The sequence below is a fragment of the Rhodopirellula sp. SH410 genome (genome assembly GCF_055811895.1).
In genome coordinates this window covers 899,888-920,861 of record NZ_CM147949.1, presented here as the reverse complement: position 1 = coordinate 920,861, position 20,974 = coordinate 899,888, and the positions used below count along the sequence as shown (strand labels likewise).

The 20,974-nt window shown below is 58.5% G+C and carries 18 protein-coding genes and 1 tRNA gene; 7 read left to right on the top strand and 12 right to left on the bottom strand.

Annotation, left to right across the window (positions count from 1 at the left end; all coding sequences use genetic code 11):
* Nucleotides 1–140: 140 nt before the first annotated feature.
* From SH410x_RS03715 to SH410x_RS03695, 5 genes are all read right to left on the bottom strand, one after another.
* A complete protein-coding gene (locus SH410x_RS03715; RefSeq protein WP_473674741.1) occupies nucleotides 141–653 on the bottom strand; it encodes an ExbD/TolR family protein in 513 nt (170 codons plus the stop codon).
* A 111-nt stretch (nucleotides 654–764) separates the two neighbouring features.
* Nucleotides 765–1,568 (bottom strand): ExbD/TolR family protein, encoded by an 804-nt coding sequence (locus SH410x_RS03710; RefSeq protein ID WP_473674739.1) that lies wholly within the window; start codon nucleotides 1,566–1,568, stop codon nucleotides 765–767.
* Between the two features lie 17 nt (nucleotides 1,569–1,585).
* Nucleotides 1,586–2,074, bottom strand: coding sequence for an ExbD/TolR family protein (locus SH410x_RS03705; protein ID WP_473674737.1), 489 nt, complete (start codon nucleotides 2,072–2,074; stop codon nucleotides 1,586–1,588).
* A gap of 13 nt (nucleotides 2,075–2,087) precedes the next feature.
* The gene (locus tag SH410x_RS03700) at nucleotides 2,088–2,768 is read right to left on the bottom strand and encodes a MotA/TolQ/ExbB proton channel family protein (RefSeq protein ID WP_473677235.1); all 681 of its coding nucleotides are present in this window, start codon (nucleotides 2,766–2,768) and stop codon (nucleotides 2,088–2,090) included.
* Nucleotides 2,769–3,035: 267 nt separating this feature from the next.
* Entirely contained in the window at nucleotides 3,036–4,052 is a 1,017-nt protein-coding gene (locus SH410x_RS03695) for a hypothetical protein (protein WP_473674734.1), read from the bottom strand.
* 144 nt (nucleotides 4,053–4,196) lie between these two features.
* Here SH410x_RS03695 and SH410x_RS03690 point away from each other — a divergent pair.
* The 5 genes from SH410x_RS03690 (at nucleotide 4,197) to SH410x_RS03670 (ending at nucleotide 9,460) form a co-directional block, all read left to right on the top strand.
* Nucleotides 4,197–4,269, top strand: a tRNA-Phe gene (locus tag SH410x_RS03690).
* A gap of 237 nt (nucleotides 4,270–4,506) precedes the next feature.
* Complete coding sequence (locus SH410x_RS03685; RefSeq protein WP_473674732.1) at nucleotides 4,507–5,370, top strand: SDR family NAD(P)-dependent oxidoreductase; 864 nt, start codon at nucleotides 4,507–4,509, stop codon at nucleotides 5,368–5,370.
* A 258-nt stretch (nucleotides 5,371–5,628) separates the two neighbouring features.
* Complete coding sequence (uvrB, locus tag SH410x_RS03680; protein ID WP_473674731.1) at nucleotides 5,629–7,755, top strand: excinuclease ABC subunit UvrB; 2,127 nt, start codon at nucleotides 5,629–5,631, stop codon at nucleotides 7,753–7,755.
* A 109-nt stretch (nucleotides 7,756–7,864) separates the two neighbouring features.
* Nucleotides 7,865–8,059, top strand: a complete 195-nt coding sequence (locus SH410x_RS03675) for a hypothetical protein (protein WP_473674729.1) — start codon at nucleotides 7,865–7,867, stop codon at nucleotides 8,057–8,059.
* A 147-nt stretch (nucleotides 8,060–8,206) separates the two neighbouring features.
* The gene (locus SH410x_RS03670; RefSeq protein ID WP_473674727.1) at nucleotides 8,207–9,460 is read left to right on the top strand and encodes a zinc ribbon domain-containing protein; all 1,254 of its coding nucleotides are present in this window, start codon (nucleotides 8,207–8,209) and stop codon (nucleotides 9,458–9,460) included.
* Between the two features lie 41 nt (nucleotides 9,461–9,501).
* On the opposite strand, the gene SH410x_RS03665 is transcribed toward SH410x_RS03670, so the two are convergent.
* Together SH410x_RS03665 and SH410x_RS03660 are read right to left on the bottom strand one after the other, a co-directional pair.
* On the bottom strand, nucleotides 9,502–13,050 hold the full coding sequence (locus SH410x_RS03665; RefSeq protein ID WP_473674725.1) for a DEAD/DEAH box helicase: 3,549 nt from the start codon (nucleotides 13,048–13,050) through the stop codon (nucleotides 9,502–9,504).
* A 44-nt stretch (nucleotides 13,051–13,094) separates the two neighbouring features.
* Entirely contained in the window at nucleotides 13,095–13,844 is a 750-nt protein-coding gene (locus SH410x_RS03660; protein WP_473674723.1) for a sulfite exporter TauE/SafE family protein, read from the bottom strand.
* Between the two features lie 394 nt (nucleotides 13,845–14,238).
* Here SH410x_RS03660 and SH410x_RS03655 point away from each other — a divergent pair, with 394 nt between their 5' ends.
* Together SH410x_RS03655 and SH410x_RS03650 are read left to right on the top strand one after the other, a co-directional pair.
* Entirely contained in the window at nucleotides 14,239–16,218 is a 1,980-nt protein-coding gene (locus tag SH410x_RS03655) for a GntP family permease (protein WP_473674721.1), read from the top strand.
* Nucleotides 16,215–16,490 carry a (2Fe-2S)-binding protein gene (locus SH410x_RS03650; RefSeq protein ID WP_473674720.1) on the top strand — a complete coding sequence of 92 codons (276 nt, stop codon included), beginning with the start codon at nucleotides 16,215–16,217 and terminating at the stop codon, nucleotides 16,488–16,490. The genes SH410x_RS03655 and SH410x_RS03650 overlap by 4 nt, the downstream gene beginning before the upstream one ends.
* Nucleotides 16,491–16,786: 296 nt before the next feature.
* On the opposite strand, the gene SH410x_RS03645 is transcribed toward SH410x_RS03650, so the two are convergent.
* The 5 genes from SH410x_RS03645 to SH410x_RS03625 form a co-directional block, all read right to left on the bottom strand.
* A complete protein-coding gene (locus tag SH410x_RS03645) occupies nucleotides 16,787–17,377 on the bottom strand; it encodes a hypothetical protein (protein ID WP_473674718.1) in 591 nt (196 codons plus the stop codon).
* Between the two features lie 11 nt (nucleotides 17,378–17,388).
* Nucleotides 17,389–17,967: a hypothetical protein gene (locus SH410x_RS03640; RefSeq protein WP_473674717.1), complete on the bottom strand. Its 579-nt coding sequence runs from the start codon at nucleotides 17,965–17,967 to the stop codon at nucleotides 17,389–17,391.
* A 246-nt stretch (nucleotides 17,968–18,213) separates the two neighbouring features.
* Nucleotides 18,214–18,618 (bottom strand): SseB family protein, encoded by a 405-nt coding sequence (locus SH410x_RS03635; protein WP_473674715.1) that lies wholly within the window; start codon nucleotides 18,616–18,618, stop codon nucleotides 18,214–18,216.
* Nucleotides 18,619–18,793: 175 nt separating this feature from the next.
* The gene (locus tag SH410x_RS03630; RefSeq protein WP_473674713.1) at nucleotides 18,794–20,155 is read right to left on the bottom strand and encodes an ABC transporter permease; all 1,362 of its coding nucleotides are present in this window, start codon (nucleotides 20,153–20,155) and stop codon (nucleotides 18,794–18,796) included.
* Entirely contained in the window at nucleotides 20,152–20,838 is a 687-nt protein-coding gene (locus SH410x_RS03625; RefSeq protein WP_473674711.1) for an ABC transporter ATP-binding protein, read from the bottom strand. The genes SH410x_RS03630 and SH410x_RS03625 overlap by 4 nt, the downstream gene beginning before the upstream one ends.
* Between the last annotated feature and the right edge of the window lie 136 nt (nucleotides 20,839–20,974).

Genomic DNA, 20,974 nt, shown 5'->3' with positions numbered 1-20,974 from the left:
TCAGCTACTAGCGTCGAACTAGTAGCGTCTAGCTCCACAGGCGAAGAGGATAGAAATGTGGTGAAGAGCAAAGAGAAGAGAGTGTGAAAATCGGAAGCGAGTCGCTGCGGCGTTTCGCCGCCTAATCGGCGTTTCGCCGCCTAATCAAAGCTGACGACTTCGGTGACGTGGATATCGTGGAGGCCCGCGATGACGCCGGAGTCCATAGCGTCGACGAGCATTTGCAGTTGGGAGTTCTCGTGTACCTTAATATCGAGCCGCATGCCGTCCTGGTTCGCCCCGATGGCTTGTTTGAGCACAGTGATCAACTTTTGTTTGCCGGACGCTTCTCGTTCCCAGTCAGCGGCCAGCACCAAGAAACCACCGTTCTCGTCGACGTTTACGGTGACGGGAACGAGTGTATCGAGCGGTTCCACGGGCGTGTTGGGGCTGGGGAGATCGGAATCCTGATTCGGCACACGAATGGATTTCTGCAGACTGAAACTCGCCGTCACCATGAAAAAAATCAGCAACAGGAACGTCACATCCACCATCGGTGTCATGTCGAGTTCGCCTTCCTCGCGTCTGGGCCGTGACGGTGCGTGCTCGGCCTCCACCTGCGAACTTTCGTTTACAGTGTCAACCTGTTCGCGACGTGGAGATAGAATGCTCATGGGTTTTAGCTACTAGAGATTAGCTGCTCGCAAATGAGTGGACAGCCAATGTGGAGAAGGAAAGCCAGTAGCCCGAAGCTATTAGCTTGACGCTGCGGCGGTTCGTCGCCCTCAATCGAATCCATCGACCTCGGCGACTTGAATTTCTTGAAAGCCAGCGATGGTGCCGGCGTCCATGCCGTCGACGAGCATTTGCAGCTTGGCGTTCTCGTGGACTTTGATGTCCAACCGCATGCCATCCTTGTTCGCCCCGATGGCTTGTTTGAGCGCGCTGATCAGGTTCTGTTTGCCGGGCGTTTCCCGCTCCCAATCGGCCGCGAGGACGAGAAAACTACCGTTTTCTTCGATCTCCAACTCAATGGGATCGAGCTCCTCGGTGGGCTCCTTGACGTTGGACATACTCGGCAAGTCCGAATTCTGCTTCGGCATCTTGATGGATTTCTGCAGACTGAAACTCGCCGTCACCATGAAAAAAATCAGCAACAGGAACGTCACATCCACCATCGGCGTCATGTCGAGCTCACCATCGTCGCGTTTTTTCCGCGGCGGCAATGCGTCATCCTCTTCATCGTGCAGCAGGGCCGAGGGTGGGTGCTCGGCGTGGTGCGGCTCGGAGGCAACTCTCGGCGTAGCGCTCGCCGCGTTACCGGGCCCGGATTGTGACGATGCGGCCAACACGGGCTCGGCGGCCACCACAGGCATCGCCTCCACGATCCCATCGTCCTGCCGTGCATCGTCCTCTCGCGCATCGCCCTCTCGCACCTCGAGACCGGCCTGCTCGAGCGGCTCCGCTGCCGTGATCGCGGGGATCGTCAGCGGTTGATCGCACCCCGGGCAACGAATCGTCCGCCCGGCCAACCGTTCGTTGACTTTGCGGCGCATGTCGCACGACGGGCATTGGACACTGATCGACATTCGATGACTTTCCTCTTTTATTTTTCTTTGACGGCGATGTAGGTGAACTGCATGTCGGTGAACTCATCGCCGATGATTTTTTGCACGCGGGTGACTTCGGAAACCTTGACCTGACCGTCACCGAGCAGCATCACTTGGTCCTTGTTCTTACTGATCGATTTTTCCAGCTCATCGGTGATGTACTGGACAATCTCAGTCGCCTGGGCCTCTTCGTCTTTGCTGAACTCACTCTGATCGCGGCGTTTCAATATCGCAGGGGCGTCACCGCCCGCGGGTTCGATAAAAATGATGGCCGAATCTTTGGCTGAAATCGCCAAGCCGTTCTGGGCTTCGGGGATATTGCCGGTCTGGGACGGGTCCATTTTTGACGCCACCACAAAAAAGATCAGCAGCAGAAAAGTGATGTCGATCATCGGCGTGATGTCCATCTCCTCTTCTTCGCGTTTCTCACGAGGTGGAACGCCATCCAGCTCGTCATCGTCGTCGTCGATTAGCTCATTGCTCATGCTGGTCTACTCTTTACATGGTTTCCGCGTAGGTGGCTTCTTCGGCAGCGGGTTCGGTTGCCGCGGGAGCCGGACGCGTGGCGGCGACAGCCAAGCCCGCTTTGAAAGCTTCGAAGAACCGGGTCAGGCCCGAACCGACGAGATCTTCCATTTTGGCGATGCGAATGTTCACCGATGCGACCAGAATCATCAACGGGATGGCGATCGCCAGACCGCTGGCCGTCGTCACGAGTGCCACCTGAATGTCGCCGGCCAACAAGGACGGTTCGACGCTCTCGGCCGTCGCGAGCGTCTTAAACGCACCCATCATCCCGAACACGGTCCCGAACAACCCGATCATCGGCGCGCTCTTGATTACCGTGCTGACCCAGCTGAGCCGGTACTCCAAATCGCTCATCACGTCGCGCTGGAACCGGTCCATCATGATCTGGCGAGCCCGGCGGAAACCTTCGCCACGATTATCGATCGCCATGTGCATCATTTGCGGGATCGCGCGGACGTCGCCCTCGCAGTATTCCTCGACGCCCTCAAAATCGGCAACTTTGAGCATTTGCTCACAATCGTCCATGAACGCATCCTGTTGCTCTTCGGTTTTAAATCGTTTTTGAGCTACACGGGTCCACACGATGACAATTTGATACAGCCCCCACAACGCCACGATCGCCAACGCACCGTAGGTGGAGTTGGAAATCATCGTGTAGAGGTCAGCGGCAGCGAAAAGTAACAAGGTCAAATCCTACTTAGGGTTCAGAGAAGGAGGTTCACAGGAGAGGGTTCAGACAGTCTTGCACGGGCTCGCGACGTTCGCCAGAACATCGATCACCAGAGTAGCTACGTTCGCTAGAACGTGGATCACCGAAACGTGGATCACCAGAGTAGCTACCTTCGCCAAAACGTGGATCACACCGTCTGGCGACGGTCGCCACCGCCGATTCGACGCATTTTATTGCTCAGCCATTGCCTAGCGTTTGTTTCGGTAACGTTGTTCGGTCACTTCGAATGCAAAGCCGCCTCCGGCCGGTTTGCTCTGGAAAACAGTTTTTGCGATTTCAGTGACGCTCTTGTGGCCCTTAGCGGCAGCATACTCCAGTTCGGTGTGCGCCAACTGATTTTCGAGGTCGGGGGGGATGAATTTAATAATTTGCCTTCCGTTGGTGGTGATCCCGGCTTGGCCGAGCAACTGGATATCGTAGCTTTTCAACGGGCTATTGGTCGTCCACATGAAATACAACCGTTTTTCCGCCTTGCTGTCATCACTGTGCCGTGACTGTGGCCGGGTGGAGAGATTCGAAGCGTAATCAACGCCCTGTGAACCGCCGATCGCCCCCAGTTCAATTCCGTAGGAATCCAGTTGCTGAGCGTAGGCCTTGATGTTCTTGGCTGAGAAATTGAGCTGCCAGCGTTCAAAACGCGGCACAATGTCTTCGCCCTCGCCCTCGGGCCCCGGCGGGCGACTGTCGCCCTTGCCCGATCCAGACGTGCTCGCCGACGCGTTGGTGTTCATCGTATCGAGTGACGCCGCCACGCTGCTGACCGCATCGGTGACCGCTTCGATCGTGTCCTGAAGGGTCGGTTCCGTCAATTCCTCGACCTCTTCCGCCCCCGGTGGCTCGAAATCGCGTTCAAAGCCCTCCGCGTTGTCCGCGCGCCCCGCCGCATTCTCGATAATGGGCTCGATCGGTTTCACACGTTCGGGCATCCGCATCGTTAACCACACGATAAACAACATGAACACGAACACGCCGAGAAACATGATCACTGCCAGAAACAGCGACGAAACGGCGTCGAACTTGCTCGTCCGCAGTGATTCACGCTCGGCCAACCGCTTGGCCTGTGCGGGGCTTAGCTCGACCTTGGCGCTCGCGCTCGCCGCACCAGATGACTTGCGGGACTTCCCGTTTTCACTGCTGGCAGCGTCCTCTGCGTCGAGAACTTTGGTCGTGTCGGGGTTCGAATTTGGGGGTGCGGCCGTGCCCATGAGAAGTCGCTTAAAAAAAAAGAGTGGTGGGGCCGATTGACGGGGACCCACATGATAGCGTAGTTTTCTACTTAGTTGAACAAAAAAGCCACCCGGTGACAGGATCGAAACTGTTTGTATCCTACTCGGAGGGCAAATTGTTCTGGTTAGATAGCTCAGTTGGTAGAGCACGGCCCTGAAAAGGCCGGTGTCCGCGGTTCGAGCCCGCGTCTAACCACTTTCATATTTTTTTTCGGTCGGCCACGCTCCTCAGGAGCGTGAAATCTTTCGCCACCGAGCGACTCGCGTCGCAGCCTCGCCCCGCACCGTCAATTTCACGCGGGGCCCCTTGCCGCGCTGGATGAGTTTTCTTTTTTTGCCGCCCCCCGGCAAACCTGCTCGACCCCGACTCGATTCTCGCTAATCTATACGTCATCGGTCGTTTTTTGCCCTCGTTTTGATCCGGTATTTTCCCATGACTGCTGAACAAACCCAACCCAACGCCCCCTCCAAACCGCTCCAAGGCCAACGGGCGATCGTCTCAGGCAGTTCGCGCGGGATCGGTCGCGGGATCGCCGTGGCCCTGGCGCAAGCCGGAGCGGAGGTCACGATCAATTACAATTCGCATGCTGGCGAAGCCGACGAAGTCGCCGCGGAGTGCCGCGCACACGGAGTCGCCGCCCACACGCTGCCCGCCAACATGGCCGACCGCGAATCGGTCGAGCAATTGATCGACCAGGCGACCGAGAAAATGGGCGGGCTGGATATTGTCGTCAGCAACGCCGCCTACAGCGACCGGCACCTGATGCTGGAGTCGGACCTCAGTGAGTTTCAAAAAACCATCGACGTCAGCATGTGGGGCGCTTTCCACCTCGTCCGCGCAGGTGCCCAAAAGATGGTCGACGCGGGAGCCGGCGGCAATATCGTCGTCATCAGCAGCCCCCACGCCAAAATCGCAATGCCCGGCGCGATGGCGTACAACATGGCCAAGGCAGCCAATGACCAGATGGCCCGCACCGCCGCCGTCGAATTGGCCCAACACCGGATTCGCGTCAACCTGATCCACCCGGGCTGGATCGACACCCCTGGCGAACGCAAGTTCTTCACCGAAGAAACGTTGCAAGATCGCGCCTCCAAACTGCCGTGGGGACGCCTCGGACGGATCGATGAAATCGGCCGCGGCGTCGTCTTCCTATGCGATCCTGGCAGCCAATACGTCACCGGCAGCACGCTGACCATCGACGGCGGCATCCAATTGCCTTGGCAAGAAATGTACCGTGTCGACGAAGCCCGCCAGGAAGACGCCCGACTGGCCGCGGCAGAACCAGCCAGCTCATAAGACTCAACCGTCGCCTGGACGCGATCCTCATGCCCACACTGGGTATCGAAGGCACCCCGCCGTGCCTTCGCCGGCGAGGAACCGCTGTTTGGATTTCTTGGTTTTTCGCTTCTTGACGCGTGGTATTGTGCGATCAACCAAGAGCAGGGACTGGAGCGAGGACACCACGTGCGGGTTAGTGCCCGCCGTCTGACTCTCGGACGGGCGGTAAAGAATCTAGCCTGTGCCAGCCACCCCGAATCGGTAAAATCAGTCGCTATGAGCACGCAATCCCTCCCCGCCGCCCAGTTTGACCTCAATCAACCGTTCGCCCCCTCGGGGGACCAACCCGCTGCGATCGAGAAATTGACAGCCGGTTTTCTGGCGGGCAAGCCCGCTCAAACGCTGCTCGGGGCGACGGGTACGGGCAAGACCTACACGATGGCTAACGTGATCGCCAATCTGGGTCGACCGACATTGATCCTCAGCCACAACAAGACGCTCGCGGCTCAGCTCTACGGCGAATTCAAGGAATTCTTTCCCAATAACGCCGTCCACTATTTTGTCAGCTACTACGACTACTACCAACCCGAAGCCTACATTCCCCAGCGGGATGTCTATATCGAGAAGGACTCGTCGATCAACGAAGAGATCGACCGCCTCCGATTGGCCACGACCAGCTCACTGGTCAGCCGCCGGGATGTGATCATCGTGGCCTCGGTCAGCAGCATCTACGGGCTCGGTTCCCCGAAGGACTACAAGGAACTCGTGATCGACATTCATCGCGGCGAAAAGACACGCCGTGATCATCTGCTGCTCAAACTCGTCGACGTGCAGTACGACCGCAACGACTTCGCGTTCGAACGGGGCAAGTTCCGAGTCCGGGGCGACTCCATCGAAATCTGGCCGACGTACGAGGAGTTCGCCTTCCGCATTGAAATGTGGGGCGATGAAATTGAACGAATTTCGCTCATCAAGCCGCTCTCGGGCGAGACGATCCGCACGGTCGACGACCTTTACATTTACCCCGCCAAGCACTTCGTGATGCCCGAAGACCGCATTCAAGCGGCGTTGAAATCGCTTCGGGAGGAACTCGCCGAGCAACTCGAAGTCTTCCAAAGCCGCGGCAAGTTACTCGAGGCCCAACGCTTGTCCGCCCGTACCAAATTCGACCTGGAGATGCTCGCCGAAGTCGGCCATTGCCCAGGCATCGAAAATTACTCGCGACCGCTCTCGGGCAAGGAACCCGGTGCCACCCCGGATACGCTCTACGAATTCTTCCCCGAAGATATGCTCACATTTGTCGACGAATCCCACGTCACCGTGCCGCAAGTCCGCGCGATGTACGCGGGCGACCGTAGTCGCAAAACCACGCTCGTCGAACACGGGTTTCGCTTGCCGAGTGCCTTGGATAATCGGCCACTGAAGTTTGATGAGTGGGTGGAACGCACGGGGCAAATTTGTTTTGTCAGCGCCACGCCGAGCGACTACGAACTCGAACGCACCGGTGGCGAAGTCGTCGAACAGATCATTCGCCCCACAGGATTGCTCGACCCGATCGTAGAAGTCGTTTCGGCCCGCGGCCAAGTCAATCACCTGCTCGAAGAAGTCCGTCTGCGTGCGGCGCGGAACGAGCGGGTTCTCGTCACGGCGCTCACAAAACGCTTGGCGGAGGATCTGTCAAACTATTTCCAAGAACAAGCGGTGCGGTGCCGGTGGCTGCATAGCGAATTGAATGCCTTTGAACGTGTCGACCTGCTGCAAGAATTGCGGACCGGCCAATTCGATTGCCTCGTCGGCGTGAACCTGTTGCGGGAGGGCCTCGACCTCCCCGAGGTTTCTCTCGTTGCGATTCTCGACGCTGATAAAGAGGGATTCCTGCGGAGCGAAACCAGTTTGATTCAAACGATTGGTCGTGCCGCCCGGAATGCGAACTCACGGGTGTTTTTATACGCCGATAAGATGACAAATTCGATGCAGTTGGCGATCGATGAAACCGAACGTCGCCGCGCCATCCAGCACGCCTACAACGAAAAACACGGAATCGTCCCCAAAACCATTTTCAAATCCGTTCGCGCAGGAATCGAATCGGATGCGGCCAAACATCGTGCCGCGCACCGTGAGGCGACGGCGGAAAGCGAGATCACCTACATCACGCTGGAGTATGTCGAGGCACTCGAGCGAGAGATGATGTCAGCAGCCGAGGATCTCGAGTTCGAACGCGCCGCGAGACTCCGTGACCGGGTCGGTCAACTCCGCGACCACATCGGCAAACCGCTCTCGGAAATCGAACTGCCCGAAAAGAGCGAGAGCTCAGGCGGCCGCGGAAAGGGCCGTCGCGCGGGCAAGAAACAAAAGGGCATCAATCCCTCGCAAGCCAAAATTCCTCGCCCCAACCGCGGCTAGTCGCCAAAGCGGGACAACTCCTCATTTCAACCACACGCGGCGAGGGAACGCCAGGAAAAGGAGCCAAGACAACTGGGCATTACTTACCGAGAGTTCCTTGTCACCCGTCATGAACAATCTCTTGGTCTCCGATGGAACGATCGCCGACACGCCATCCACGTCTGTCTGCCAAGCCATCTCCGCATCCGATGCCACAACCCAACACAGTGCCAATCTGCTATACAAATTGGAAGAATATCACGATCGAGCGAAGATGGCGAAACGGATTGCTATCGATTTTTTCGCTCGGTGTTATGGAAGTTAGCATCGCGTGAACAACAAGTGACGAATTCTCCCGTAGCCACCGTCGCCAGGCGGTGGGTCCCAGGCGGTAGGTCCCACGCTCTGGCGAGCGTGGCGACGTCCATTTTTCTTCATGCGATGCTAAGCGGCTTTGATATGAATGTGAGCAATGAGTACTGAGCAACCGCAAACAATCCGCGTCCGCTGCCCCCAGTGCGAGAAACCGCTCACCCTGAATGAATCGTTATTGGGGAAGCAGGCCAAATGCCCGTTATGTGGTCGAATATTTGCCACGCGAGCCAGGGCGTCTTCGCAACAGCCCACGAAAGCTCAGCCGACAACGCCTGCGTCTGCATCGGGCGCAGCGGCACCGAGACAACCGCGTGCTCGACCTACGAAAGATAAAACGAAGCCGACACCGAAAACGGCGCAGCCACATCCGTTTGACTTTCCAGCGGTTGGCGAGGAGGCTGGAAATGCAGCCTTCTCAACTGCACAACCGACTCCTCGCCCTCGAGCCCGCCCGCAGGGGACGATCCAGATCGGATCTCTCCTCAAGAAATATTGGCTAGCGCTCACCGTCTCGGTGCTCGCGGTGGCGACCTTGGTGGCGAGCGTGATCGCGCCCTGGCCGCTTTTAATTTTTGGGATAGCGGAAATCGTACTGGGGGCAATCGTCGTTGGTTTGCTTTTCATCCCTCGCTTTTACGTCATGCGGCGAGTGTTTGGTGCCCTGGGGAAAGCGGGCGAGTTGTTCCTGCAATCCGCGGCCACGATCGGCTCCGGTGGCGTCGCAATTATCGTAATTTTGGCGATCGTCAAGGCAATGCGACGGACCAATGGCGGTGCCTCTCTCGACTTCAGCGGGATCACCGGCGGGGGTGTGGCGGTGTTCCTGTTAGTTCCGCTGTCAATTGCGGCAGTGATTGCGTTGTGGTACCTGATCGGGCTAGCGCGAACGATTGCCGGCGGGTATGCACTCCAGTGCACCCTAATGTTTTTAATCCTCGTGGTTTCAGCGGTTCAGAATCCCGGTGTGAATTCAGGCGGAGCGATGCCGCCAACCGACCCCGTTTTTCGCGTGCCGCCTCGAAGGGCAGGGCGACCGACTCCTCCACCGGAGATATCCTCGCGGACGCCTGTTGTCGAGACTCCTAACCCACTTGGGTTTCCAAGTTCCGACGTGGTTCATTTCATCGTCGACACAAGCAAAATCGGCGACGTCGAGAGGATCCTCAAGCGGCTCACTGGGGGTGCCCCACCGAGATTTTGGAAGTCGAGCCAGGAGGGATCAAAACTGGAGGTGTGGCTCTATCAGATGGCTCCAGTCGACCAGATCGCCGAGAGAGCGGGGGGCGACCGCTCTCTGGCAGTTGACTCAGTCGATCCTGCAACGCGAACGATTCACCTGCGAGGGAAGTGAACACGATAAGGCTCGAGCGATTTTTTGTGCCGTCGTTCGCACTACCCCTTCCGCAGCATCGCAATCAACTCGTCGTTGTTCAGCTTCGCGGCCGCAGCGGTGCCCTCCATCACGCCGGCGACCAAGTCCCGTTTGGTCTCATGCAAAGCGAAGATTTCTTCTTCGATCGTGCCGCGGGCGATGATCCGGTACACCATCACCGGTTTGTCTTGGCCGATCCGGTGAGCGCGGTCGGTGGCTTGGTCTTCGACCGCTGGGTTCCACCACGGATCCATGTGGATGACATAATCGGCGGCGGTCAAATTCAGTCCCGTGCCGCCCGCCTTGAGCGAGATCAGAAACACGTCAGCGGATCCGTTTTGGAACGCATCGACGCGATCCTGGCGGGCCTGGGCCGGTGTCGATCCGTCGAGATACTCGTACGTGAACCCGGATTGCTCGAGTTCACTACGAATCAACGCCAGATGCCGGGTGAACTGACTGAAAATCAACGCTCGATGCCCCTCTTCCTTGAGGTTGCTCAGCGTTTCACGGAGCTGAACGAGCTTGGCTGCGTCGCCGGTATATGATGCGTTGACGAGTTTGGGATGACAACTGATTTGACGCAATCGCGTCAGCAACGCCAGGATGCGGAACCGCTGATCCTGCGTCGTCACGGTGGCCTCCAACTGGTCAACTTCGCCGATCGCTTCGAGCCGCACGCGCTCGTATTCGGCCCGTTCTTCCTTGGACAAATCCACGTACAGATTCATTTCCGTTCGCGGCGGAAGATCTCTGAGGACCTCCGATTTCTTGCGTCGCAACACGAAGGGGCGGAGTCGTTCGGCCAGCCCGAGCCGCGCCGCTTCGTCATTGCTCTTTTCAATCGGCAGCGCGAATCGCTTGCGGAACTGCTCCCAACCGCCAAACACCCCCGGTGAAACGACGTGGAACAGACTCCACAATTCACCGAGGTGATTTTCCACCGGCGTGCCCGTCAATGCCAACGTCCATGCTGCGGGAATCTCAGCAATCGCCCTGGATGTTTTGCTACGGCTGTTCTTGATCGCCTGGGCTTCATCAAGCACCATCGTGCCCCACTCGACACCCGCGAGGGCCTCTTTGTCACGCAACGCCAAACCATAACTGCAAACGACGACATCTCCCGGGCCGACGTGCGTGAGAAACTCCGCACGGTCGGTTTCGCGGTACAGATGCACAGCCAGTCCCGGCGTGAAACGCTCGGTCTCTCGAATCCAGTTGAACGCCACGCTCGTGGGCGCAATCACCAGGGCGGGGCCTTCGTCTTTGCGATCGAGCAGGACGGCGAGAGTCTGCAGTGTCTTGCCCAAGCCCATGTCATCAGCGAGCACGCCGCCAACGCCCCACTCGGCGAGTCGCCGCAACCAGCGGTATCCTTCGACTTGGTAGTCACGCAGATCGGCGTCGAGCCCAGCGGGCAATTGCGGATCGAGTGATTCGGCGCGGGCGAGCCGATCGAGACACTTCTGCCACGCCTTGACGGCTTTGAATTCAATTTCGCCATCATCGAGAAAATCACGGATCGCGGGAGCCGCGGTCGCATCGACTTTCATCGTCTTGCGATCGGCATGGGTCGCATCACGCAGACGCCGCAGCCGGCGCCGTAACTTCTCGCCGATCCGTGCCCACTGCCCATCCTTGAGACGAATGAAATCACCGTGGATAGCACCCGCATCCTCTGCCGACAGATTTTCTAACAGCTCCCCGAGATCGATCTTTCGATCGCCCACTTCGCACTGACCAGAGATCCCAAACCAATCCCGCTTGCGGTGGATCTCGACACGCACGTTGTTGCTGGAAATGCTTCCGAGCACCGAGACGGGCTTTTCACTGTTGCGATCCCAGAGCACCTCGGGGGCGGGCATGTCCGCAAAATCAGTATCAATCATGGCCGATTCCTCTGCGCCGCCGGACCACGATTGCAAGCGTTCGATCAAGTTCAATGCATCACCGAAATCGGTGATATGGGCAGCAAAACGCTCACCTTCCATCGAGTCATCGGATTCGTAGAAGCGAAAACCGAGCGTCTCGGCCAGCCACTGCGATTGCTGGATTTCGCGAGCGATATCACGCCGCCTCTGAACGGGCTTGCCATCTTGATCACCGACGCTCACCGCCGGTCGACTGCCGGGGACTCGAACCCGGCCCTCGGTGTCGCGAATCCGCAGGGCGACGTCGAGGGCACCATCAGCATTGCTACGCAACAGCACGACGGGCTGCGAGGGCACGTCCACGATCGGCCCTAATAATGCTTCGGGCAACCGGATCGTGAATCGTGATTGCAAGGGTTTGAGTCGCTTGACGAGCTCGCCTCCATGCTCGGCGGCCACCCCAGGAAACCTTAGCAGCATCAACATCACCGGCACTTCCAACGGATCCATCTCAATCAATGAAATCAGTTGCCGCCCGACATCCAAACGCAGCACCACGCCGTCACGGTTGGCGGCAACCTGGATCGATCGCTCCACCGGGACACCGTCCCGCTTAGCGCGGAATGCGGAAATCGAGGTCTCACGATGGCTTTGTTGCTGTTCGTCACTGTCCGCGGCGATGAAAGGAATGATCATGTACTGATCGTCGACGGGCGTGACTTCGAATTCAAAATCGTCGTGCCGAATCGTGGCGAGGCCTTGATCAAAAAACACGTTGGTTGCATCGACCAAAGTCTGCAGTGCCGCGAATGAATCGAGTTCCCATTCATTGCGGTAGCTGTAGTAACTCTCCTGGATACTGACGTGGTCAAAAACGCGGCGATCCTGAGCACTCCGCTGCAGTCCCGATTCGTACATCGCCGTCTGAATTTTGATACGGCGGCCCTTGGTATAACCGCTACCGCGTTTCTTCGGCTGCTGACTGACCGGGTACACCTCGATGGCGTCATCATCCACCTCGACCCGCCAGGCCAAGCGACCGGCCAGGGCTGGCTCGCGTAGAGCGAGCGTATCGGCTTGGACGAATGGCTGCTCACCCGAATCCTCGATACGCTGCAACGCCGTATCAAATTCATGAAAAATTCGCGCCGTCGGGTCCGGCTGAAAGTGCTCGTAGGTCGGCTTGCCTCGTGAAAACCGTTCAGCGTTGACGCGTTTGCAGAGCAGACTCGACTCATCATAGAGTTCACCGACTAGGTACCAGCCAAAATCCACCCCGTGAACGCAGAGCCGGCTGCCTTGCGAACGCGGGCACCCACAGCCTGCCGGCGGACCAGTTCTCGATGTCCTGGCAAAGACCGGATAGACGTTCCCCTCTGTTCGGCAGACGCCGTGGATTTCGCCGTTGGTATAAATTTCGGTGACGTCAAAGTCGAATTCCTGGGCCACGCTGACCAACTCTTCGGGCGCCGCGTCGTAGTGGGCATCGAACTTTTCTGCCCACTGCTCGGCCAGCGTGGCATCGAATTCCTCGTCTGAATCGAAGAGTCCGGCCTGTGACAGGGTATTCAACTCGCTTGCCGAGACCCGCACGCCAAGATTTTCAAGCATCCTCTTGATCTGGCTCGGATTGCCGCCCACCAACGATGAGAGTTCCTGAAGTTGCTGCGAAAGCTTGAGTCCACTGCGTTGGTTCATCAGTCACATCCATGCAAAACAAGGTCGCGGTTGGTAGGGCCAGCTTAAATCCAACCGATCAGTCGAATCGCGGCGATGGCGGTAAAACCAAGGAGAATTAAATTAAACCATTTCTGCGACACCCGGCCAACTAGCCAACGTCCGGCCAGCATCCCCAGCGGGATTACCGGTGCCATCACGACGCCGACGAGCAGGGTCGAACTGGTGATCAAGCCCAAATTGAAACTCAGCGGTAACTTCAGCACGTTCAAAACCAGGAACAACCATGCGCTCGTGCCAATCAGTTCCCACTTCGGCAGTGCCACCGCGAGCAGGTACAGCGCCACGACCGGACCGGCGGCATTGGCGAGCATCGTCGTCACCCCCGCCAACAACCCCAGCACGATCGCAAACCAGGTTTGATGCGGAAACTCGTTGAACCAACCGGGACGGTAGGTCCGCACAAACTGGACCACGCACAGCGAAAGAATGATGCCGCCCACGATCCCTTTGAACTGGTCGGAGTCGAGTCGATCCATCATCAGCCAGCCGATTAAAATCCCCCCCATCGTCGGCGGTAGTAAACGCCGAACGTGCCGCCAATTCGCTTCACGACCAAAAAAATGAATCGCACAGACGTCGCCAACAACCAACATCGGCAACAGCACGCCCGTCGATGGCATCGCTCCAAAGACAAACGCAAACAACACCACGTGCAGCATGCTGACACCGGGAAACCCCGATTTGGAAAACCCGATCCCAGCCGCACCTAAAATTAAACACGCCCACTGCAGGGGCGTGATCATCGTCAACATCGAAATATCCAGGTGATCGGCCTTGTTGGGTCGCGAGGTTCCGAAAGGGGTAGGGGGCCACTTTATGACGACAATCAGGCTGAGACACAACCGACGGTCTGTGCCCCCTATCTCTCCGCCAGCTTTTGACCGAGTGCATCCAGCGACGCCTCGTGGGCGTCGCTATCGAGGCCGATCCACGGCCACCGCGACGGCGGGGCGGGGCGTTAAACAGCCAACATTCGATGGCACAGCGATCCGCGAGCAAGTCCATGGACGCCCGTCATCTCCCGAAACAGGCAGGCACCGCGGTTGAAAACTACGCATCGAAATATCCCCCACCGCTTCGCTTATGCTAAGATCCTCACCCCGTCGCCGATCAAGCCGCACTTTCCGTTAAGTAAACCCCACGACAATGCCCACCCACGCTCCCAGTCTTGCTCGCCTCCGATTTTTCATTTTTGTTTTCGGGATGCTGGCCGCGATACTGCCCCTGGTTTCGGCCGCCCAAGATGTCGCGACTCCAACCCCGGACTCGCCCGTCGCATCCATCGCCGCCGAGGGTCAGGTTTCCGCAGACGTTCCCGCGGGTGCCACCGTCGCCAGCGAGGTCGACCGCGACGCAGAACTCGACTGGACACCTGCGTGGCTGGTCCTGGTCGGCATCGTGACGGTGCTCGCGCTGATCATCGGCCTGAAGCTCAATGCGTTCTTAGCGTTGATTATCTCTGCGATCTTGGTCAGTGTGCTGGTGGGGCAGGTGCAGGGCACCTCCATGGGCGACCGGATGGACGCGGTGGTCAGCTCCTTTGGATCCTCCGCTGCCGGGGTTGGGATTGTGATCGCGATGGCAGCGATCATCGGCAAATGCATGCTCGACAGCGGCTCAGCGGACCGCATCGTCCGCTCGGCCGTCAACGCGACCGGCGAAAAGAAGGCCTCGTTGGGACTGATGATCAGCGGGTTCATCTTGGCCATTCCCGTATTCTTCGATACGGTTTTCTACCTGCTCGTGCCGCTCGCCCGGTCGCTGCACCGCCGTACCGGCAAGCATTACTTGCGATATTTAATGGCGATCGCCACCGGCGGATGCATCACCCATACGCTCGTCCCCCCCACCCCCGGCCCGCTGTTGGTCGCGGCTATTTTGGGCGTCGACATCGGGATGATGATGATGATCGGGGTGATGGTGGCCATCCCCTCAGCCATTCTAGGGCTGCTGTTTTCAATCTACGTCGATAAGAAGATGCCGATCCCCATGCGTCCGATCAGCGCGCGGGAGGATCGCCATCAACCGCTCGCTGAAGATAAGCTGCCGGGCCTGTTCGTCTCGCTGCTGCCCGTGCTCTTGCCCGTTGTCTTGATCGGTGCCGGTACGCTGGCCACGACGCTCGCTGACCGCGAGGATCGGGCCGCCGTGCTGGCCACGGATGTTGAGAATTTTGATCTACTGGCGGGACGATTCGACGCTGCCACCGAAAAATCACCCGCGGGACGAATCCTGGCCAGCGAGCGGATCACCCCTCAACAACGCCAGCGTTTAACCACCGCGGCGGTCAACGACCTCGAAAAAGAGCGGGTCGTCGCGATTATCAACGAAGCTTTGCTGGACCCTGATTTCTACAGCGCCGACGCGTTTGCCGACGTATCGATCCCCAAGATCACTGCCGAACTGCAGAAAGCCGACCAGCTGCGGATGAAGCCCGTCGATCGGCGGCGGATGAACCGGGCACTGCTCGATGCGTCGTACCCTGAATTAGTCGCCCCCCATCGCTGGGACACCCCGACGCGAAAAGTCGCCAGCGCATTAGGATTATGGAGCAACCCCAACTTCGCCTTGCTGTTGGCGGCACTCACGGCGATGCTGACGTTCAAAGTCGTCCGCTCGCTGTCCTGGCGTGACCTCGGCATTGACGTGGAGGAATCCTTAATGAGCGGTGGCGTCATCATTTTGATCACCGCGGCCGGTGGTGCTTTTGGAGCGATGCTCTTCCAGACCAACGTGGGAGACACCATCCGCGACTATTTCGCAGGCCGCCAGGCCGCTGGTATTGCAATCCTGCTGCTGGCTTGGTCGGTCGCTGCCGTATTCAAAGTCGCCCAGGGCAGTAGCACAGTTGCCATGATCGTGGGGGCGGGCATGATCGCGGCGATCATGGGCAATGAAGAGCCCCCCTTCCACCTCGTCTACGTCGCCACCGCGGTGGGTAGCGGCGCGTTGATGGGCAGCTGGATGAACGACAGCGGGTTCTGGGTATTCACGAAAATGGGCGGGCTGACCGAAGCCGAGGCGCTCCGTTGCTGGACGCCGCTGCTCGCGATGCTGTCCCTCGGCGGCTTGGCCACCACGATCATCCTCAGCCAAATCCTGCCGATCGTGACCGCCACCCCATGAGCGACGATGACGAGCTGTGTCTATGCTTTCACGTGACACGACGGAAAGTGATCCAGTACATCCGTGTGCAACGACCGCGCCGAGCCAGTGAATTGTCGCAGTGCTACGGCGCAGGGACCGGCTGCGGGTGGTGCCGCCCGTTCCTGGCACGACTGCTCGAACGCGAGACCGCCGGTGCCGCGAGCGAAAGCAACGAACCCCTGCCCAGCCCCGAGGAATACACTCGGCAGCGGGCGGCTTATCGTCAGCAGAACCGGTCAAAAGAGGAGTAGCGCTGCGACCATTCCTCTGCGATCGCTGACTCACATCGGCCAGCGGCGTGTTGACTTCCTGGCGACGAGCGGAAAAGAAATGGCCGAACGCTCCGCGGTCGGAATGGTCGACCGCCGAGCGTTCGACCACCATTTCAGCCAGTCATTTTCCGCTCGTTCCGAAGCCGAGTGACGTGAGCGGCTGGGCGGTGGGCGTCACCCGATGCCTGACGGCATTCGGCTAAGGACTGCCGGTCGAACTTCGGCGAAATCAACAGCCGGCTTTGGTCCAGATTGCAAATTGGCAATCGGTTTCCCTAACGCCCCACGTACACCCCGCTGCACTGCAGCGTGATCGCGTTGACGGACTTGTCATACGTCGCCGTCCCCACCGCAATGACGCGGTCACCGAGGGCCACTCCGAGCAGATCGCGGGCATCGGTTTTCAAAGTGTTGCCGTCAGGGCCAACCATATTGACGAACGCTTTGGGAGCCTTTTCGGCGCGGCGTTTACAGAACGGGCAATTGTCTTCGTGCTCTGGATCGTCGAGACCGTGCCCGTCTGCGGGCAGCTCACTGAGCAGGAACGTCGCTTGGCCATCCTGGAACGCGGGGAAATCCCCCGCGTCAATCTTTCCAATCAAGACCACCTCTCGCGGTGAACCCGTCTCACCTGCGGCGCCCTCCACTCCTGACAATTCCTCAGCAGCCTGCGTCAACGAAATCGGATCCGAGGGCTGTGCCTTGAGCAAATGCGCACTCGTTGGACCGCTCGATTCCGAAGCCGCCCGAGACGAACGATCACCGTCACATCCCACCAGCCCAGCGAAGGTAAAAAATCCGAGCAACCCAAGCGACGCGGGTACGGTGAAACGAACGATGCGTGGAAAGAAGTGAGGCAATGTCATGGGAGTGCCGATTAAGAGGAGGAATTTTTGGTCAACACATCAACCGCGGTATTAATTTCCGTGGAAACGTCCTGGTACTCTTTGCCTTCATCGCCGTGGAGTTTTGCGTCCACGTCTCCATAGGCAGTAAACAGAGTCTCCACCGCTTGCTCCATTTGCTTCTTCGTATCGTCCGGGAGTTCGCTACCGGGAATTGCATCCTCGATTTGACCCAGCAAATCACCGATATCATGCAGTTGATCGTGAATGGAGTCGACGTCGTCGTCGGCAAACCCCTTCGCAATCGCATCACGTAAAACAACCAATTGATCGACGCCCTGGCTCAGTGATTCAAGCGGCGGGGTCTCCTTGAGCGGCGTCAGGTTGTCGATGTCGATATCGCCATCATGGTCATGCCCATCATGGTCATGCCCATCGTGATCATGTCCATCGTGGTCGTGGTCGTGTCCATCGTGATCGTGCCCATCTGCGCTCGGAGCTTCCGGTGGCGCTGCGGCTGGCCGACAACCCGCCAGAGCACCTGTATAGGTGAGCGCCACCAAGAGAACAAACCACTGCGAGGAACTCATCAACCGACCGTGACGTGACATGAAAACTTTCCTGGAAATGTGCGCAGAGCAGCAGATGTGAAAATGTGCCCAGACGAACGATGCCGCGAGTGACGGCGGATTGGGCTGTGGGGGAACGTACGAAGGCCTGCCCCAAACGGTTCATCGCCGACGGGCGGGCAAATCGAGAGGTCGATTCTACCATGGCGACACGCCCCAAGGGCCGCGTGACATGGGGTCCGCACCGCCCTCAAAATCGAACGCTACGGCAGGCCTCAGACCCGATCGCTACTGCAGGTTGAGCTCGTCCAGAATCTCGCCGATCAGCTCGGTTTCGAGCTGCCGATGGCCGTCGCCGTCGGGATTGAGCAAGATGCCGAGTTCGTCGTCGAGATAATCGAGCATTGTGCGGCCATCGACCCAGAATCCACCGACTTCCGATTCGCTCTCAAACAGATCGCTGCGGGTCTCAACGAACTCGCTGGCGTGTTTTTGACTGGAAAACGCCACCAGGTAATCGTGGTCCCCCCGGCTTGCCGTGAGCGCACCGAGCACCTCATCCGATTCCGACTCGTCGCCCAAATGAATCAGAACGAACTGACTTTCGACGAGCTGACGGGTGATCGAAGCGATATCATGACGCGAGATGGCGTCCTGAAAACTGCGACTGTTTAGCTCCGACTCGACACCCATGAATGACCGTAACCCGCAAGGCGTTTGACGACGTACACTGCATCATCCGTCGGGCAGCTGTGTTTTTCGGGAGAGATCCATTCCCGCCGACCCAATGCACTCGCATCTCCAGCCGACCCTGACAATATAGTCGGTTTGGAGGAAATACAGAAGCTATGGGGATTCTCGTCTAAAATTACGCCGACAAATTGGACCCCACGTCGGTCCGATACGCAGCCATGGCGGGCACGATTCCGGCGAGCAAGCTCAACAAGATCACGAAGGGCAGCACCAACCACTCGTACGGAGTCACTGAGAACATGCCGACCTGGACGCCGGTTTGCTGCTCGATGAACGACCCTGCGGCCAAAATTGCCGCGTGAGCAAGGAGCCAGCCTGCGGCGCCCCCGACGACGGCAATAATCAGGCTCTCGAACAGAATGATCCACGTGACGCTGCCCCGCCGAGCCCCGAGCGCCCTCATCACCGCAATATCTCGCCGCCGGTCGTTCATGGAATTGTAGATCGCCACGAGTACGCCAAATGCTGCGACAACGCACGTGATCAGCGTGATCACGAGCAGTGCCGACAGAAGCGGCCCGACGATGGCAGACATCAATTTATTAATCTCGCCGATCGGCGCGGCCGCCTGGGCCTGCCCGCTCTCGTTGATCCGATTCTGCATTCCGGGGGCAAACATCAGGTTGCCATTGCGAACCAGAATCGACGTCACTTCCCGCTCGGGAATCATCAGCAGGGGCGGTCGTTCATCGTTCGGATCTCGCTGAGGTGGCTCGATGATGGCGCCCTCCTCGAGCGGCTTGGCATGCCCTTCGAGCAAGTAAAACCCCTCCAGGTTGACGAACACGGCTCGGTCATTGGGAGTGCCTGTGGGTGCGAGCACGCCCACGACTTTGAATCCCTGGCCGTGCCCCTTGCCCTCCGGATCACCGTGGGTCGGGTTCATGGTGTCGCCGACATGCAGGCCCGACTGAGCGGCCACCCGTGACCCGAGTACACATTCGAAATACTGGTTCTCGGGTGTGAATGTTTCGAACGCACGTCCCTCGCGAAACTCGAACGGTTGGTCCACGTCGGGACCATGCCGCAGCTTTTCAAAGAACTCAGGGGTCGTTCCAACGACGCGAAAGTCGCCGTAGTAGTCCCCCAGGGCCAGTGGAATCACATACCCACCGGCGACGTACCCTGCGTACACGCCGTCTCGCTCGCCCAACGCCGGATCACCGCCAAACTCACGCACCATCGCTGCCCGCTGTTCCTGCGGGAAGAACTCCATGTACTCCGTGTACGGCAAGTTCTCGATCGGTTGGCTGAGGTAGTAGACGCTATTGAGGGTGAGTTGTAGGGCGCTGCCTCGCGGCCCCACAACGAGGTTGTAGCCAACCGACGCGTTGCGCACGAACGCTTCGCTGATGATGCCGTAGATCGCCATCACCATCACCACTAAACCGACGCCGAGCATCAGTGATAACGTCGTCAGAAAACTGGAGAGGGCGCGGTAACGAAAATTACGCCATGCGATGAACAGAAGATTCATGAAGTCGGATGATGGTGGAGGGCTGCGATGTGATTGATGTCTTCGAGCCGATCGATGCGTTTGAAACGATCAGCGACGTCCATGCTATGGGTGACCATCAAAAGCGAGATCGAATCTTGCTGGCACGAGTTGATAATCAGGTCGAGCACGGAATCCGCGCTGGCGGGATCGACGTTCGCCGTTGGTTCATCGGCGAGCAGCAATTTGGGCTGACCCGCCAAAGAGCGAGCGATGGCCACGCGTTGTTGCTGACCGACGGACAACTGCTTGGGACGGTAGTGCGCCCGGTCAGCGAGGCCGACGCGTTCGAGCAAGTCCATCGCTCGACCCCCGTCCACTCCGCCGCGGCCGAACGTCATTCCGAGCTTGACGTTTTCAAGCGCCGAAAAAGCGGGCAGCAGGTTAAAGGTTTGAAATACGTACCCGATCGTCGCGGCACGAAACCGGTCGCGACCCTGCTCGCTCAGTTTCGTCAACTCCAGATTGTCCACGCGGACGGAACCGGATGTCGCGCTCAACATCCCGGCGATCAGGTGCAATAACGTCGTCTTGCCGCCACCGCTCTCGCCAATCAAAGCGACTTGTTCTCCCCGGGCCATTGCGAACTGCGGCACGTTGAGCACGGTCAGCTCACCACCGCCGGGTTGCTGAAATTTCTTGACCAGGTCGACAATACTTAACATCGCATCAGGCATTCGTTCAGGAGATCTGTATTCGTAGCTGCCGTCGCCAGACGGCGGAATGATTTCGTAGCTGCCGTCGCCAGACGGCGGAATCCATATTCTCAAAGCCTCCAACAACACAGGCAAAATGCCTACG

Coding starts and splice junctions, on each gene's coding strand:
- SH410x_RS03635 (WP_473674715.1), bottom strand. CDS start 18,618: ATGGGTGTCGAGTCGGAGCTAAACAGTCGCAGTTTTCAGGACGCCATC.
- SH410x_RS03645 (WP_473674718.1), bottom strand. CDS start 17,377: ATGACATTGCCTCACTTCTTTCCACGCATCGTTCGTTTCACCGTACCC.
- SH410x_RS03655 (WP_473674721.1), top strand. CDS start 14,239: ATGCCCACCCACGCTCCCAGTCTTGCTCGCCTCCGATTTTTCATTTTT.
- SH410x_RS03640 (WP_473674717.1), bottom strand. CDS start 17,967: ATGTCACGTCACGGTCGGTTGATGAGTTCCTCGCAGTGGTTTGTTCTC.
- SH410x_RS03710 (WP_473674739.1), bottom strand. CDS start 1,568: ATGTCGATCAGTGTCCAATGCCCGTCGTGCGACATGCGCCGCAAAGTC.
- SH410x_RS03660 (WP_473674723.1), bottom strand. CDS start 13,844: ATGTTGACGATGATCACGCCCCTGCAGTGGGCGTGTTTAATTTTAGGT.
- SH410x_RS03670 (WP_473674727.1), top strand. CDS start 8,207: ATGAGTACTGAGCAACCGCAAACAATCCGCGTCCGCTGCCCCCAGTGC.
- SH410x_RS03715 (WP_473674741.1), bottom strand. CDS start 653: ATGAGCATTCTATCTCCACGTCGCGAACAGGTTGACACTGTAAACGAA.
- SH410x_RS03650 (WP_473674720.1), top strand. CDS start 16,215: ATGAGCGACGATGACGAGCTGTGTCTATGCTTTCACGTGACACGACGG.
- SH410x_RS03625 (WP_473674711.1), bottom strand. CDS start 20,838: ATGTTAAGTATTGTCGACCTGGTCAAGAAATTTCAGCAACCCGGCGGT.
- uvrB (WP_473674731.1), top strand. CDS start 5,629: ATGAGCACGCAATCCCTCCCCGCCGCCCAGTTTGACCTCAATCAACCG.
- SH410x_RS03685 (WP_473674732.1), top strand. CDS start 4,507: ATGACTGCTGAACAAACCCAACCCAACGCCCCCTCCAAACCGCTCCAA.
- SH410x_RS03675 (WP_473674729.1), top strand. CDS start 7,865: ATGAACAATCTCTTGGTCTCCGATGGAACGATCGCCGACACGCCATCC.
- SH410x_RS03700 (WP_473677235.1), bottom strand. CDS start 2,768: ATGATTTCCAACTCCACCTACGGTGCGTTGGCGATCGTGGCGTTGTGG.
- SH410x_RS03665 (WP_473674725.1), bottom strand. CDS start 13,050: ATGAACCAACGCAGTGGACTCAAGCTTTCGCAGCAACTTCAGGAACTC.
- SH410x_RS03705 (WP_473674737.1), bottom strand. CDS start 2,074: ATGAGCAATGAGCTAATCGACGACGACGATGACGAGCTGGATGGCGTT.
- SH410x_RS03630 (WP_473674713.1), bottom strand. CDS start 20,155: ATGAATCTTCTGTTCATCGCATGGCGTAATTTTCGTTACCGCGCCCTC.
- SH410x_RS03695 (WP_473674734.1), bottom strand. CDS start 4,052: ATGGGCACGGCCGCACCCCCAAATTCGAACCCCGACACGACCAAAGTT.